This window comes from Microcoleus sp. S36b_A4 (genome assembly GCF_036700645.1).
GTDB lineage: Bacteria > Cyanobacteriota > Cyanobacteriia > Cyanobacteriales > Microcoleaceae > Microcoleus.
In genome coordinates, this window is record NZ_JAUBPI010000017.1 from 26639 (window position 1) to 41432 (window position 14794).

The 14794-nt window shown below is 44.0% G+C and carries 16 protein-coding genes; 8 read left to right on the plus strand and 8 right to left on the minus strand.

The genetic code is table 11. The features are described 5' to 3' along the window. Positions 1 to 5: 5 nt before the first annotated feature. From QUA03_RS07745 to QUA03_RS07760, 4 genes are all read right to left on the minus strand, one after another. Positions 6 to 2426 carry a dynamin family protein gene (locus tag QUA03_RS07745; RefSeq protein WP_333211023.1) on the minus strand — a complete coding sequence of 807 codons (2421 nt, stop codon included), beginning with the start codon at positions 2424 to 2426 and terminating at the stop codon, positions 6 to 8. 53 nt (positions 2427 to 2479) lie between these two features. Continuing rightward, positions 2480 to 2710: a type II toxin-antitoxin system HicB family antitoxin gene (locus QUA03_RS07750; protein WP_333211025.1), complete on the minus strand. Its 231-nt coding sequence runs from the start codon at positions 2708 to 2710 to the stop codon at positions 2480 to 2482. 77 nt (positions 2711 to 2787) lie between these two features. Then, the gene (locus tag QUA03_RS07755; RefSeq protein ID WP_333211026.1) at positions 2788 to 3585 is read right to left on the minus strand and encodes a PIN domain-containing protein; all 798 of its coding nucleotides are present in this window, start codon (positions 3583 to 3585) and stop codon (positions 2788 to 2790) included. 19 nt (positions 3586 to 3604) lie between these two features. After that, a complete protein-coding gene (locus QUA03_RS07760; RefSeq protein WP_333211027.1) occupies positions 3605 to 4051 on the minus strand; it encodes a helix-turn-helix domain-containing protein in 447 nt (148 codons plus the stop codon). Between the two features lie 562 nt (positions 4052 to 4613). Between QUA03_RS07760 and QUA03_RS07765 the strand changes: the two genes are divergently transcribed. The 3 genes from QUA03_RS07765 to purB all read left to right on the plus strand — a co-directional run bounded on the left by QUA03_RS07765 (position 4614) and on the right by purB (position 6751). Continuing rightward, a complete protein-coding gene (locus QUA03_RS07765; protein ID WP_333211029.1) occupies positions 4614 to 4874 on the plus strand; it encodes a DUF2281 domain-containing protein in 261 nt (86 codons plus the stop codon). Next, positions 4871 to 5257: a type II toxin-antitoxin system VapC family toxin gene (locus QUA03_RS07770; protein WP_333211031.1), complete on the plus strand. Its 387-nt coding sequence runs from the start codon at positions 4871 to 4873 to the stop codon at positions 5255 to 5257. Before QUA03_RS07765 ends, QUA03_RS07770 begins: the two co-directional genes overlap by 4 nt. A gap of 198 nt (positions 5258 to 5455) precedes the next feature. Continuing rightward, a complete protein-coding gene (gene purB, locus QUA03_RS07775) occupies positions 5456 to 6751 on the plus strand; it encodes an adenylosuccinate lyase (RefSeq protein ID WP_333211033.1) in 1296 nt (431 codons plus the stop codon). 19 nt (positions 6752 to 6770) lie between these two features. Here purB and QUA03_RS07780 read toward each other — a convergent pair whose 3' ends face one another. Together QUA03_RS07780 and QUA03_RS07785 are read right to left on the minus strand one after the other, a co-directional pair. Further along, positions 6771 to 7109 (minus strand): type II toxin-antitoxin system PemK/MazF family toxin, encoded by a 339-nt coding sequence (locus QUA03_RS07780; RefSeq protein ID WP_333211034.1) that lies wholly within the window; start codon positions 7107 to 7109, stop codon positions 6771 to 6773. After that, positions 7109 to 7345 (minus strand): hypothetical protein, encoded by a 237-nt coding sequence (locus QUA03_RS07785; protein WP_333211036.1) that lies wholly within the window; start codon positions 7343 to 7345, stop codon positions 7109 to 7111. The genes QUA03_RS07780 and QUA03_RS07785 overlap by 1 nt, the downstream gene beginning before the upstream one ends. Positions 7346 to 7439: 94 nt before the next feature. Between QUA03_RS07785 and QUA03_RS07790 the strand changes: the two genes are divergently transcribed. Further along, on the plus strand, positions 7440 to 8165 hold the full coding sequence (locus QUA03_RS07790) for a M15 family metallopeptidase (RefSeq protein ID WP_333211038.1): 726 nt from the start codon (positions 7440 to 7442) through the stop codon (positions 8163 to 8165). A 73-nt stretch (positions 8166 to 8238) separates the two neighbouring features. Here the strand turns inward: QUA03_RS07790 and QUA03_RS07795 are convergent, their stop codons facing one another. Then, positions 8239 to 9078, minus strand: a complete 840-nt coding sequence (locus tag QUA03_RS07795) for an SH3 domain-containing protein (protein WP_333211040.1) — start codon at positions 9076 to 9078, stop codon at positions 8239 to 8241. Between the two features lie 386 nt (positions 9079 to 9464). Between QUA03_RS07795 and QUA03_RS07800 the strand changes: the two genes are divergently transcribed. Continuing rightward, entirely contained in the window at positions 9465 to 10832 is a 1368-nt protein-coding gene (locus QUA03_RS07800) for an NACHT domain-containing protein (protein ID WP_333211041.1), read from the plus strand. 81 nt (positions 10833 to 10913) lie between these two features. Further along, entirely contained in the window at positions 10914 to 11186 is a 273-nt protein-coding gene (locus QUA03_RS07805; protein WP_333211043.1) for a type II toxin-antitoxin system HicB family antitoxin, read from the plus strand. Between the two features lie 235 nt (positions 11187 to 11421). Here the strand turns inward: QUA03_RS07805 and QUA03_RS07810 are convergent, their stop codons facing one another. Further along, complete coding sequence (locus QUA03_RS07810; protein WP_333211045.1) at positions 11422 to 11985, minus strand: Uma2 family endonuclease; 564 nt, start codon at positions 11983 to 11985, stop codon at positions 11422 to 11424. Positions 11986 to 12179: 194 nt separating this feature from the next. On the opposite strand from QUA03_RS07810, the gene QUA03_RS07815 reads away from it, so the two are divergent. Further along, the gene (locus QUA03_RS07815) at positions 12180 to 13163 is read left to right on the plus strand and encodes an alpha-ketoacid dehydrogenase subunit beta (protein ID WP_333211047.1); all 984 of its coding nucleotides are present in this window, start codon (positions 12180 to 12182) and stop codon (positions 13161 to 13163) included. Positions 13164 to 13314: 151 nt separating this feature from the next. Beyond that, positions 13315 to 14712, plus strand: a complete 1398-nt coding sequence (gene secD / locus QUA03_RS07820; RefSeq protein ID WP_333211048.1) for a protein translocase subunit SecD — start codon at positions 13315 to 13317, stop codon at positions 14710 to 14712. Positions 14713 to 14794: the final 82 nt, after the last annotated feature.

Here is a 14794-nt window from a genome sequence, read left to right on the forward strand (position 1 = left end):
GCATCTCAGCTTGCTATTAATGGTTTTGTCTGACTCAGAAGTTCATTAGCCTTCTCTTTCAACTTATCCACCTGTAATTTATCATTACCTACTGAAAATGATTCAAGCGCTTGCTTTAATTCTTTCAGTGTTTCTAAAGGTAAAGCTTGAGCTTTTAGTGATTGCTCCAAATCCTTCCTATAATCACCTACAAGAGAGTCTAGAGCCTCAAAGTACCTTTTAATTTGTTGATCCAATGATTGCTCAATCAATCGGTTAGATTGTTCTTGAATTTCTTCGACTTTATTGTCAAAGAATTTAACAATTTCCCCCTTGAAAAGGATTATGTTAACTGTATATCTTTCTTTATATACAAGTTTGTCTAAGTCCACACGGAACCAACCAAAAAAGGTGCTAACTGCACCATAAATTGCGCTCAGTATTGGACTGTTAGCTACCATTGCCACTAAACGAGCAGCAAACTGCACCAACAAACCACCAAATGCTTCTTCTAACAATGCTGCGAGTAAATCAGATAACCCATACCCTCTGAATTCAAGATCAGGGGTATTCACTTCTATGTAAATATCAGCTAGCTTGAGTATATCTGGCTTAAAAATAACATCAAAATCTCTTTTTAACCTATCTTGAGCGCGTTCAATAATAGGCTTAGTTTCATTATCTAGTGACTCGGATAATTTTTGAATCCTGTTTTCAGTCTGTGTATCCGTCTCTTTACAAGCGACATCCAATTGACGTTCAATAATTTGCTTCGCCGAAGCTGCTATTTGCTCAGCGAATAGCTTGGCATCTTGCTTACTATCAAATTCAAATTCATCTTTATCTCTATTAAAGATGTTGGATATGTCGTCCAACCACTTGGAAAATACTGTTATAGCAGAATCTAAAACATACTTTTTCAATAGTGTGTCAAGTTCGTTTTTAACGTCTTTTTTGAGGGTTTCTAGGTTGGCGTTTACGGTTTCCTTTATTTGCTTTTTTGTTTGGGCAACCTCTTCATCTAGACTCCGACGGCAAGCAGTTAGACTAGAAAGCTCTTTGTTAAGATCCTCAATTGCTTGCTGAAGCTTTTCAGCATTACTGTTAATGTAAGTCAGGTCATTTTTTGCATTGTTACATAAATCATCTAGATGAATAAGACAACGATTCAATGCAAACTCCATGCAGCGGGGGGCAACTTGTAGCAAAATTACATTAATTGCTTCTTCCAGAAAAGATGCAAACTTTGATGCTTTCCAAAGTTTTACCGCTTTCTTTTGTAATTCCTCTACAGTTGCATCCTCCAGTTCATCCTCCCAATCAACAGGCCAGACTTCTCTAGCTAATGCTTCGGCAGCTTCAGGATCTTTAATATCTTGACTACTGAAAGATGATTGACGGAGAAAATCCTTAGCGCAGAATGCTTGCCTAGCAGAAACTTCAAATACGCGGTCTGTGTCGCCCAGTTCGAGGTTATTAGCAACAAATTGTTTTACCATTTCGGTATCTATGTCACCTCGACGACGCTCATCAATTTTATTAACTAAAACATATAAATTTTCTTGACTGCTTGTTCTAATAACTTTGTGAACTTCTGCTTTAATTTTTTCGGCTGCTTCAGCCCTCAATTCAGTAAAATTCAGGACAAGCAGCACAAGTTGGCTACGCTTAAGTTGCTTGGAAACTACAATTTCTAGTTTTTCGCTGACTCCGGCTTCACTTGGCCCAGGCGTATCAACGATTACAAGATTACCTAGCTTCTCTAGTTGTTGATTTTGCTCTGTTCTGAAAAAAGGAGTTTCGATAGATGGAATGTCATTGTCATTGAGCAACTGGAGAGGATCTTGATCTTGGGATACGGCCAAAATGTTGCAAAGACGGATAATATGATTCAACTCTGTCAGGATCTTGTTGATATTCTTACTGCCAGAGATTTCTTCGGAAATCCCAAAATCTGTATCACTGTGGATTTCTTGGAGTAAACTTGCTAAATGCGGATATTCACCAGTATGCTTAAGAACTTCTTCCATCCCTTGCTGCTCAATTTCCTGCCTGATAGCATCCAATGCTTTCTTAAATGCTTCACAAATTCTAGGACTCAATTTTAGAATCGGCTCGGCTGCATTTTCTTTCAATACAATCTCTGTTGGCAGTGTGGTCATCGCTGTAGCAGAACTTGGCAGGAGTTCTTGACCAATAATGGCATTAATAATTTTGGACTTGCCAGCATTCATCGGTGCGGCAATAGCCATTCTGAGTTTTAGGTCTGTGACTGTACCAATCTCCTTTGCAATTTCCTGTTGATATATCTGGTACTTGTTTTCTGAGCTATCCTCAGACTTAAGTTCTTTGCTAGCGCGACCCATCAGAGTGCTAACTTCTTGTAACAGGGCAATTACCTGTTTTTGCAGGTCTTGAACATTTGGCTTGGAGGGTTGAGAAGTCATAGGGTTTTTAGTTGGTGTTTATGGTGAATGGTAGCAGAGATTGTATAACAACTTTAAGCAATTTGTAGTCGTTTCCCCAACGTGTGAGGTTGTGGTAGAGGTTTGCCGTCTTCTTGATAGAGTTCAATCAATGTTTCTAACAATTCTTGTCCGTGTTTTGCTGCTTCCTCGTAAGTGTGTCCGTGAGTACAAGGCTGCATGACATCGGTAAACTCAGGCCACCTGACAACAAAAAGTCGATCTTCTTCTGACCACTGGATGATGAGACTGTAACGGCTATTCATCTTGTAGCTCCTTTAGCTCCTGCAAATCGGTTATTTTAATCAGCTTGTTGCTCCTCAACCCTATTTATTGTTAATTCTCACTCCAAGCTTTGAGCAAATATTTTTAAGGCTTTGACATCCTCTGATGAGATATTCCCCTCAATTTCCTGATTCTGAAATCGTAGAATTTCACCTCTACCATCTTTCGCAGTAATTGTAAGTGTTTTTTCTTGCTGCCAAATACGATACCGCTCTCCCTCAAGAAATTTACCGCCTTCGGGTATTTGTCTGCCGTAGTTTCTTAAGACTGTTTCCGCAGTTTCCACAATATCTAGACTATATTCATATAACAAAATATCACTAGCAAATTTGGGCATACCTGCTTTTTTTTCCAAAAATTCAAGTAATTCAGCAACAGTCTTCGGAGGTTTTTTGTACCTTTCCGACTGTTGCCGTAATAATCTCACTATTAAGTCCGGGTATTCGTCAAATAGATCGCTCATAAACTCATCAGGTGACAGCGATTTGATGTTCCAAGGAGCTAAATCCTTTTCTTTGAAATCCGCTAGATTGCTGGTAACAATGACATCAGCATTTGCTGTTACAGCAGCAGCAAGAACATGACGGTCTTTAGGGTCATTTTTCATGATTTGCTCTAAGCCGACAGGTACTTCAATTATTGCTTCGGGAAAGGCTGCATTGATTTCCGCTTCAAGATTGATTGCTTTCTCCTGGCATAATATCCCTTGGCGGACAAGGTTGCTCATTGCTTCATCCAGGATTTTCTGCGACCAATAGGGTAAATACAGACCAGCCTCGGCGGTAGAAAGCAGAGTATCGCGCAGATACATAGGAAACAGGACACAAGCATCGAGGACAACACTAAGCTTAGACATATTAATGTTGGAATTATTTCTATGCCTCGTACAAACCAGCTTCTTCGGTCATCTCGATTAGCCGATCCAAGTGTTTGCGACGTTGGTTGTCTCGATGTTCTTTATATAAAGTTAAATCCTCCAAACGAATACGTCTATGCTTTCCTACTTTGATACAAGGAATTTCTCCCTGGTCTAGTAACTTGACCAGAAATGGTCGGGATACATTCAGAATATCAGCAGCTTCTTGTGTTGTCAGTTCGTGATTGTGAGGTACTAGAGAGATAGCTTGACCTGATGCCATTGCACGCACGACCTGACGCAAAATGCTGTAGACTGATTCAGGAATTACTATCTCTTCTCCGTTACTTCCCACTAATTTTGGTTGTGCAAATTCGTGGCTGAGAATCCGATCTAATTTTGCTATTTCTTCTTGTTTTTGTTCGGGAATCAAAACTGACTCAAGCGATGCTTTTTGGTTCAACATAATTAATCTCTTTTTTGATGTGATTGTTTTTGAAGCACAGAGTAAATATGGTGGTATAAGTTGGTATAATCAGCGGTTTAAACCGCTGATTATACCAGACCCCGTTTTATTGGTCAGCAGACAGAATCTGCGATCGCGGAAAACCTGTACAGCCATTGCTGGAAGGGTATGTAAGTATTTGGCCAGCATATACTTGGTTGTTTCCTTCACGATAACACTTACCGTGCCCTAAACGCAATATCCGAAACAAACGAAATATTCAAATTCCCAAAGGGGACAGTTCGATCGCCCGAAATTCCCCATCCCGACTCAAGACGGATGCCGCGCAGAGGTACAATAGGACGATCGCATTCCCCAACTCCCACCGTGATAGAGCGCTACACTCTGCCCGAAATGGGTAACATCAGATAAAAAGCAGTAAAAAACTAGAAAAAGGTTTATTGCAAGCTGGTTTTCGGCCAGTAGCAAGTGTTGAAATCCATGGTGCTTTTGTTTCAAGATGAGCATCGATCGCCCAAAAATAACGGATAATGACACTATCGCCAACATTGAGGGGAAAAAGATGACTTCTCAAACGATCGAACTTTTGGAAGATTTGCTAGGCAAGTTACAACACTTACTCCCGGAAAATCAGCAGCTTCTGTTAACTTTTGCAGAGTTTTTGCTGGAACGACAGATGCGATCGAACCCCGAAAACACTTCAGTTGAAGCTGAACCTCCTCCTGGGCAACAACGGGTTTTGGGCCTGCATCAAGGGATGGGCTGGATGAGTGAGGATTTTAACGAGCCACTTTCTGATGCGTTTTGGTTGGGTGAAGCATGAATATTTTGCTGGATACCCACGTCTTGATTTGGCTGGCGATCTCTCCCCAAAACTTATCGCAACGAGCGACGAATATTATCACCGATCCCACTCATACTTTATTTACGAGCTTGGTTAGTATTTGGGAAATGCAAATTAAGCTTCAGCTTGGGAAGTTAACACTGAACGTGTCCTTAACTGAATTGATAGAACGCCAGCAGCAAGTCAATGGATTGCAAATTTTGCCGATCGAGCTAGCTCATATTTTTGCATTAGACACATTGCCAAATGCTCATCGCGATCCATTCGATAGACTCTTAATTGCTCAAGCCGTTGTGACTCAAATGCCTATCTTAAGTATTGATGCTGTATTTGACAGCTACCCAGTACAAAGATTGTGGTAAAGCGATCGGTTGAATAGGCTTTAACTTAATAATCGGCGATCGGTAAAGAATATCGCACACAGAATCAGAAATCGGGTTTTTACCGAATCTGCCGACAAGAACGAAGTATTTTCTCCAAAAACCCGGTTTCTGGGCTCCTTGGCTCTTGCACCCCCACACAGATGTACAATAAGACGATCGCATTCCCCAACTCCCACCGTGATAGAGCGCTACACTTTGCCCGAAATGGGCAACATCTGGACTGAAACCGCCAAACTGAAAAGCTGGCTGCAAGTAGAAATCGCTGTCTGCGAAGCTCAAGCCGAACTCGGCTACATCCCCGCCGCCGCAGTCGAAGAAATCAAAGCTAAGGCTAATTTTGACCCCAAACGAGTCCTCGAAATTGAAGCCGAAGTCCGCCACGACATGATCGCATTCTTGACAAATGTCAACGAATATGTAGGCGATGCCGGCCGCTACATTCACCTCGGCTTAACCAGTTCCGATGTGCTCGATACCGCTTTGGCGCTGCAATTAGTCGCCAGCGTCAATATCTTGTTAGAACGTGTCGAAGAATTGAGTCAAGCTATTCGCTATCAGGCTCAACAGCATCGCAATACCGTCATGGTTGGCCGATCGCACGGAATTCACGCCGAACCCATCACCTTTGGCTTTAAACTAGCAGGATGGCTGGCAGAAGTCTTTCGCAGCCGCGCCCGATTAGTGAATTTGCGATCGTCCATAGCAGTCGGCAAAATCTCCGGCGCAGTCGGAACCTATGCTAATATCGATCCGCGAATAGAAGCGATCGCCTGTCAAAACCTCGGACTCGAACCCGATACCGCATCCACTCAAGTCATTTCGCGCGATCGACACGCCGAATACGTCCAAACCTTAGCACTTTTAGCAGCATCGATCGAGCGTTTTGCAGTAGAAATCCGCAACCTGCAACGCACCGACGTTCTCGAAGTCGAAGAATTCTTTTCCAAAGGGCAAAAAGGCTCATCCGCCATGCCGCACAAACGCAACCCAATTCGATCGGAAAGACTGACAGGAATGGCGAGAATCGTCCGCGCCAACGCCGTCGCAGCCTTAGAAAACGTTGCACTTTGGCACGAACGAGACATCTCTCACAGTTCCGTAGAACGGATGATTTTGCCCGACAGTTCTACAGTAACTCACTTCATGTTAGTAGAAACCACAGACTTAGTAAAACACCTGCTAGTCTATCCTGAAAATATGAAGCGAAACATGAACCTTTACGGCGGAGTTATCTTCAGCCAGCGCGTGATGTTAGCCTTAGTAGAAAAAGGCACCAGTCGCGAAGACGCCTACAAAATTGTGCAATCTTGTGCTCACGAAGCTTGGAACAAACCGGGCGGCAATTTCTACAATTTAATTGCTAAGGACGATCGGGTAACAGCTAAGATGACGACCAAAGAAATTGATGATTGTTTCGATCCGCAGTATCAATTGAGGCACTTAGATTTAGTGTATCAGCGGTTGGGAATTTAAAAATTTTTTGAATTCCCTACTAAAGATACAAGATGGATCGTAATCCTTCATCTATTTCTTCCTGTAAATCCTGTGGTATTGTGCCAATGCACTCAATTAAAAACGTTTTGTCCACAGTAAAAAGCTGAGAAATATTAGCCACAGAATCCTTGGGTAAACCTGTGGCTTTACTCGGTAACGAGACATTATCTGGTGCTTCCGCTAACCGCAGATTAGAAGTAATGATGACGACGATTACAGTGCTAATCCGACTATGAGTAAAAGTATCATCCTGAACAATTAAGACGGGACGACGATATCCAGGTTCTGAAGCAACTGGAGAGGGTAAGTTTGCCCACCAAATTTCTCCGCGATACATTACCAATCCTCATGGGGTAAGGACATAAATTGCATCTTTGCCAAGACTGGATCTAGTTCAGAGGACTCTTCAGAATAGACTTGATTTAGTTTGCTCAAAATTCGAGATCGGTTGTGTCGCCGCAGATACGCCTGCAATGCTTTTGTATAAAGCTCACTGCGTGATAACCCTAACTGACTAGCCAAAGCCTCGGCTTCTTCAAAAACTAAATCTGGAAGTGAAATTGCAGTTTTCATAGCTCCCCTTGCTGTCACGGTGACATCATAATATTGGTTATAGCATAGAAAAACGACCTCAATCTACTTTTTAACACTCACAATCCCAACAGCTATGAAATTTAATCGTTTTGGAAAATACTTAATCGCATTTATGCTAGTGTTGCTATGTGCGATCGGTCTGCACCATATAACATTTGTCCGCGCCCAGGAGCCGCCACAAGTGCAAATTACCCAACCAGAATCAAACCCAGTAGTACCTGAAAGTATTTTCATGAGTCAACTTCCCCCTTCGGCACGACTGGTTGACATCCGCACCGTAAATCCCAACATTCGCCTCGATATCCGATACGCCACTACTAACAATTTTTTGAAACGAAAGCTTTACCCTATATCGAAATGCGCCTTGAGAAGTTCTGTTGCTCAACAGTTAGGGTTAGTTCAAACAGATTTGGAAAAAATTGGATTGGGTTTGAAAGTTTACGATTGCTACAGACCTTTCTCTGTGACTAAACAAATGTGGCAAGCTTGGCCAGATCCGCGCTATGTTGCTAATCCTGCTAGGGGTTCGCGGCACAATCGCGGTGCTGCTATTGATTTGACTTTAGTCGATCGCACTGGCAAAGAATTAGAAATGCCTACACCTTACGATGATTTTACCGAAAAAGCTCACGGAGATTATCAAGGCGGCAGCGCCGAATCTCGGAAAAATCGTCAAGTGCTTAAGGATGCAATGAAAAAACACGGATTGATGAGTATCACAACTGAATGGTGGCACTTTGATTCGGAAGATTGGCAGAAATTTGCGATTCTTGATATCTCGCTGGGGGCTATTCCTTAATTATACTATTTATTAATAGTCGCAGATACAGGTAGGGCACGGCAGTGCCGTATCCCTACCTATATCAGGAAAATTATCGCAATTTTACCGAAAATTCGTATTCGTATCCTCGGAAATTCGAGTCTAATTGTAATGTGTAATTGCCTGTTACTGGCACTTTTCCACTCCACTCTGTTTCATTGCCTTGATAAGGATATCCGGCTAAAAGTTTGCCGCTAGGAGTTATAATTTGCGGGAAAACATCTTTCCGATTCCTAACAGTCATTGTTTGACCTTTTCGGGCGCGAATCCGGTAAGAATGGCTGCCGCCACCAATAATTCGACCTTTGACGATCGCATCATCTCCTCCTGGCGGAAAATTAATCTGCTGGTTGACGTTAGAACAACTGCTTTCGGTGCGGTTTTTGGCAATCCAACCGGGTGGATCGGTAATTCGCAGCCAACCGTTTTGTTCTTCGGCGACTGAAACAAAGGTATTATTTTTAAGTTTTCCTACTATGTTGCTGCCCCTTACTTGCGGGATTGATCGCACATTTAGCGGTGGATTCGGATCGCTGACTACAGCCATACTGATTTTGCAACCCGAATTTGGCGGTGTGACAACTACTGGCTCAACTTTTGGCCCAGAGGCTTCTGCAACTAGCGAGGATTGAACAGCCGGGGTTTTTGCCGGTTGGGGTGGGGATTCCGGAGATTCTCCAGCCGGGGTTTGTGCTTGCAGAGATTTTGGTTGCCGAGATTCAGGGTTGTTCGTCGGCCCTGCAATCTGGTTTCTGGTGGATGCGGGCGATTCAGCAAGGGGAAGATCGGATTGTTTCATCGCACCAGACTGTATAGTGGCAACAGCCACTCCCACCGCTGTTGCCACTCCTGCTAAGCTTACTGTGATGATCTGAGCCTTCGTAAATGACATAAAAAACCCTCTCTGTATCTATACTAATAATTTTTGTTTGGGAGTTGGGGCGATCGCCAGTTAATTTACAGTGGAAATACCTAGTGCTGCCCACAGGGTCATTCGATTTTAGATTTGAGATTTTGGATTTTGGATTGACTTGCACGAGATAAATTCGGGGGCTTGAGGATTTTAGATTTGAGATTTTAGATTGATTCCACGGATAAATCACGTGGCGGGTACCATCAAGAAATTTTTGGTCAGGATTTTTAGATAAAATTTCAGATCCATAATTGTCGCAATAATTTGAGTCAATATATACTGGACGCCTATACTGATGGTAATCTTGCTCTGGGTTATTTGCGCGCAAATTTGCGAAGGTCAGCGTTCAGCGCGAGGTACATAAAATGTCAAAATTGATTCCTCTAAGATTACAACCGCCTCGCGATCGATTGTTGGAAAAGGTGAAGCAGGAAGTCCAAGCAGGGCTCGCGCAGTCTTTGCACGCCGCTGTACTGGCTAACCTCAGTCAAGACTCGTCGCCAACGGGTGTTAACCGCTGTTGGGATGTGGAAGTGAAAGCGGGCAACCGTCCGAGTTTTCGGCTTCCTCCCAAAGCAAGCATGGCTAAAGTGTTCGATCGCGCCGGCGGCAAATTGGTAATTTTGGGAGCCACGGGTGCAGGCAAAACTACGACGCTGCTAGAATTAGCTCGCGTGTTAGTTTCCCGCGCCCAAAAAGATGCTAGCTTGCCAGTACCAGTGCTGTTTGAACTCGGATCGTGGAAAGCAGAATCCGGGGCGATCGCCGATTGGTTAATTGCTCAACTTCAGTTCAAATACGGCATCTCTCCTGCAGTGGGCAAAAAATGGCTTGCCGAACAACAATTGCTGCCTCTCCTCGACGGCTTAGACGAAGTAGAAACCCACCGCCAAAATAGCTGCATTCAAGCAATCAATCAGTTTGTGGAAAGCGAATTTAAACCCAAACATTTAGTAGCTTGCAGCAGTTTTGAAGCTTACAAAAACTGCGAAACTAGATTTCGCCTGCAAGCAGCAGTTTTGTTGAAACCTTTAAGAGAAACTCAAATTCAAAATTATCTGCTAGAAGCCAGAAGCCGCGAACTTTGGTACAGCATTGAACACGAGCCGGAGTTGTTAAAATTGGCAAAAGTTCCCTTGCTTTTGAGCATGATGGCTCTGGCTTACGACGATATTTTAATTGAAGCTTGGAAGCGCATAACTTCCGCAGAAGAACAGCGCAAATATCTGTTAACTGCCTATATTCGCCATCAAATGACCGGGCAAGTCAAGCAGTATCCCAGAGGTAAGGAACTGCGGCCCGAACAAATTCGCCACTGGCTGGGATGGTTGGCCAGAAGGATGGAACAGCAAGGAATTCAAGAATTTTACCTCGATCGCATACCCTCTAGCTGGCTGCAAACAGAGGAGGAACGGCGCAAGTATCAGTTTGGAGTTAAGCTGCTTGGCGGGCTGATTTGGGTGATTTTGGGATTAATTGCCACCTTAGTCTCCGGGTCGATTTGGGGAATAATTGCGGGTGCTGTTGCTGCGGTAATTAGTGCTTTGTTGCCGGGAATTCCGGGGATTGAAAGTTTTATATTGCGCCTGGTGCTGTGGTCGAACGGCTACATTCCTTGGGATTACAAGCGTTTTCTCGATGCTGCCACCGATCGCCTGCTGCTGCAAAAAACTGGCGATCGGCGCTATCGATTTATTCACAATTTATTGCAAAAACATTTTTCTGAAATCTAAATGCCGGAGCTTGACAAAAACAAATATAATGGATGTAACTGTGAAGGAGATTCCAATACTCGACAAGCAAAAGGAAACTCAATGGCTGTAAAATTCATTCTGAGCGAATACGTTGACAAAGCAATGGCTGAGGCTATGTATGACAAACTTGAAGATCGTAGCTTTGTTGGGAAAATTCCTGTTTGCAAGGGAGTCATCGCCTTTGGTTCAACTTTAAAAGAGTGTCAAAATGAGTTGCGATCAACTTTGGAAGACTGGATTTTGCTAGGGTTGAAATTGCGACATCGAATGCCCGTCATTGACAATATTGATTTAAATCAGGAGCCTAGCCTTGAGCCGTTGGACACCTTGTAAGCGTCGAGAGTTCATCCAGAAATTACAACAGCTAGGCTTTTCTGGCCCTTTTTCTGGAAGTAAGCACCAGTTTATGATTTATCAGGAGTATCGCTTAACGATTCCCTCTAATGATGAGTATTCTGTTCCTCAGCTACGGATGATGATTCGAGAGGCCGAGGAGATTATAGAAAGGGAAATTACTCTTGAACAATGGAATACCTTGTGAACTAACACATACTCATCCCAAAAAAGTTTATGGTATTTTTGCCATTTGAAATAGCTGTGACGCCGTAAATTCTAATCCATCAAACAGTGGATCTGTTAATAGGGTATCTCCCATATAAGTCTGCGGTGCTGCATCGGGGTAAAAAACTGTAATGCTTCTCGCCTTGCTATCTACTACCCAAACCCGCAAAACCTTAGCATCTAAATAATCTCTCGCTTTAGCAGCTAACTGACCGAAAGTTTGTTCGGGTGAAATAATTTCTATGACTAATTCGGGGACTACAGGACAGGCTTCATCTTGATTCCAGTCGGGAGATAAGCGTTCGTAAGAAACATATAAAAGGTCTGGAACTGGCACCCAGTCTCGCCCCAGTCTGGTTAATCTTACCGCCCATTCTACACCAATTTCTCCCCGTTCCTCACCCCACTGTTCGAGGAGTTTTATTAGGCTTCGGGTGAGGCGAGAATGAAATTTTTTAGGTGACATCTTCGGTACTGCTTGCTCGTCAATAAGTTCGTAGGTAATATCGCCTTCTCCTTCGGGAAGAGCGAAAAACTCTTCCAGAGTTAGTTGAGTTTTTGTCTGGAGCATAATATTCCTCTGCTGTGGGCAGGCAAGTTAGTATTATTTTAACTTAAATATTCATTGACATAATACAAATGTTATGATAAAGATGGGCAAAATCTCAGGTTTTAACTGCCGAATTTGCGATCGACTCCTAGATCGACACCCCCAAAAGGTTAAGATTCTAATCTGACCCTCCTGCAATCATTGCTTCACCTCCTATGGCAGAAACCTTATTGTTCAACGCCCTCCGCGAGGCGTTAGACGAAGAAATGGCCCGCGACTCCGCCGTATTCGTACTCGGCGAAGACGTAGGTCAATACGGCGGTTCCTATAAAGTCACCAAAGACCTCTACAACAAATACGGCGAACTTAGAGTGCTCGACACCCCGATCGCCGAAAATAGCTTTACAGGCATGGCAGTAGGCGCAGCAATGACGGGACTGCGGCCGGTCATCGAAGGCATGAACATGGGCTTTTTGCTGCTGGCCTTCAACCAAATTTCCAACAACGCCGGAATGCTGCGCTACACATCCGGCGGCAACTTCAAAATGCCAATGGTAATTCGCGGGCCCGGCGGCGTGGGCCGCCAACTCGGCGCCGAACACTCCCAGCGGTTAGAAGCATATTTCCAAGCAGTACCGGGTTTGAAAATAGTCGCCTGTTCGACTCCCTACAACGCCAAAGGACTCTTAAAATCAGCCATCCGCGACGATAACCCCGTTCTATTTTTCGAGCACGTTCTTCTTTACAACCTCAAAGAAAATTTGCCAGAAACAGAATATTTAGTGTCGCTGGACAAGGCAGAAATAGTGCGATCGGGCAAAGATGTCACAATCGTGACTTATTCCCGGATGCGGCACCACGTCTTGCAAGCCGTGCCCGCACTGCTAAAAGAAGGTTACGATCCAGAAGTAATCGACCTAATTTCTCTCAAACCCCTGGACATGGAGACAATTGGCGAATCCATTCGCAAAACTCACAAAGTAATCATTGTAGAGGAGTGCATGAAAACAGGAGGCATTGGTGCTGAACTCATTGCTTCGATTAGCGATCGATTTTTTGACGAACTCGACGCACCGGTTTTGCGCCTGTCTTCACAAGATATTCCCACACCTTACAACGGCAATTTGGAAAGACTCACCATTGTCCAGCCCAATCAAATTGTCGAGGCAGTCCAAAAAATGGTAGCTTTGCGAGTATAAATAGTGATTAGTCAGTAGTCATTGGTTGACTGTTGACTGTTGACTGTTGACTGATGACTGTTGACTGATGACTGATGACTGATGACTAAAATCTGCCAACTGACAACTGCCAACTGACAACTGCCAACTCACCAATGACTAATAATTAAATATGCAAAAACAACGTTCCCTATTAGCCCTAATTTTTGTTTTAATCATCGCCGCTATTACTGTAATAGTAACAATTCCGACGCGGCTGGGATTAGACTTGCAAGGAGGGTCGCAACTCACAATTCAAGTAAAAACTACGCCCACAATTCCCAAAATTGACCCGGGAATGTTAGAAGCAGTGCGGCGGATTGTCGAAAACCGCGTCAACGGTTTGGGAGTTTCCGAAGCATTAGTCCAAACAGTAGGAGAAGACCAAATTCTCGTGCAGTTGCCCGGAGTAAATGACCCGCAGCAAGCAGAACGAGTTTTGGGCGGCACGGCAAAGCTAGAATTTCTGGAACAACTGCCTGGAACAGAAGCACAATTAGGCATTGAAAGGCAGTTGCAGCAGGAATTGCTGGTCAAACAAGCAGAATTGAAAACCAGCCCTAATGAGGCAGCAATTAAAGAAAATCAGGCTGCTTTGAAAAGAAGCAATGAGGCGATCGCCAAACTCTTCAAAAGCAGCGGACTCGGTGGCGAAAACCTCAAAGACGCTCAACCTCAACCCTTGGCCTCTGGGAACAACTGGAACGTTGCTCTTGTTTTCGATACCAAAGGAGGCGAACTCTTTGCCCAACTTACTAAAAATTTAGCAGGCACCGGACGCAGTATCGGTATTTTCCTAGATGAAAGAATGATCAGTTCTCCAGTCGTCGGCGTTGAATTTGCCCAGACAGGAATTACTGGTGGGAGTGCCGTAATTCAAGGCAACTTTACAACGCAAGAAGCCAACGATTTGGCAGTGCAATTGCGCGGTGGTGCTTTGCCTGTGCCGGTCGAAATTGTAGAAAACCGCACTGTCGGCGCTACCTTGGGTAGAGACAGCATTCAAAGCAGTATTAACGCAGGTATCGGCGGCTTAATTTTGGTCTTGATTTTCATGGTTGCCTACTATCGACTCCCCGGCGTAATTGCCAATATTGCGCTGTTAATTTATGCTCTGTTAACTTGGGCAGCTTTCGTGCTTTTGGGAGTGACATTAACGCTGCCAGGAATTGCTGGTTTCGTGCTCAGCATCGGGATGGCCGTGGATGCTAACGTGTTGATTTTTGAACGCACGCGGGAAGAGTTGCGGGCGGGGAAATCGCTTTATCGATCTGTAGAATCGGGTTTTTACCGCGCTTTTTCCAGCATTTTAGACGGCAACGTCACAACAGTTATTGCTTGTGCTGCTTTGTTCTGGTTGGGCGCTGGTTTAGTTAAAGGGTTTGCTGTAACTCTGGCATTGGGGGTGGGAGTTAGTATGTTTACTGCGCTCACTTGCAGCCGCACTCTGCTGTTCGTAGTATTGAGCTTTCCAGCATTGCGGAAACCTCAGTGGTTCTGTCCCGGTTTGTCGAAAACTGCTAATAGTTAACTGTTGACTGTTGACTGTTGACGGTTGACGGTTGACGGTTGACGGTTGACTGTTAACTTCTGAGTCACGCTCAATAATTAAT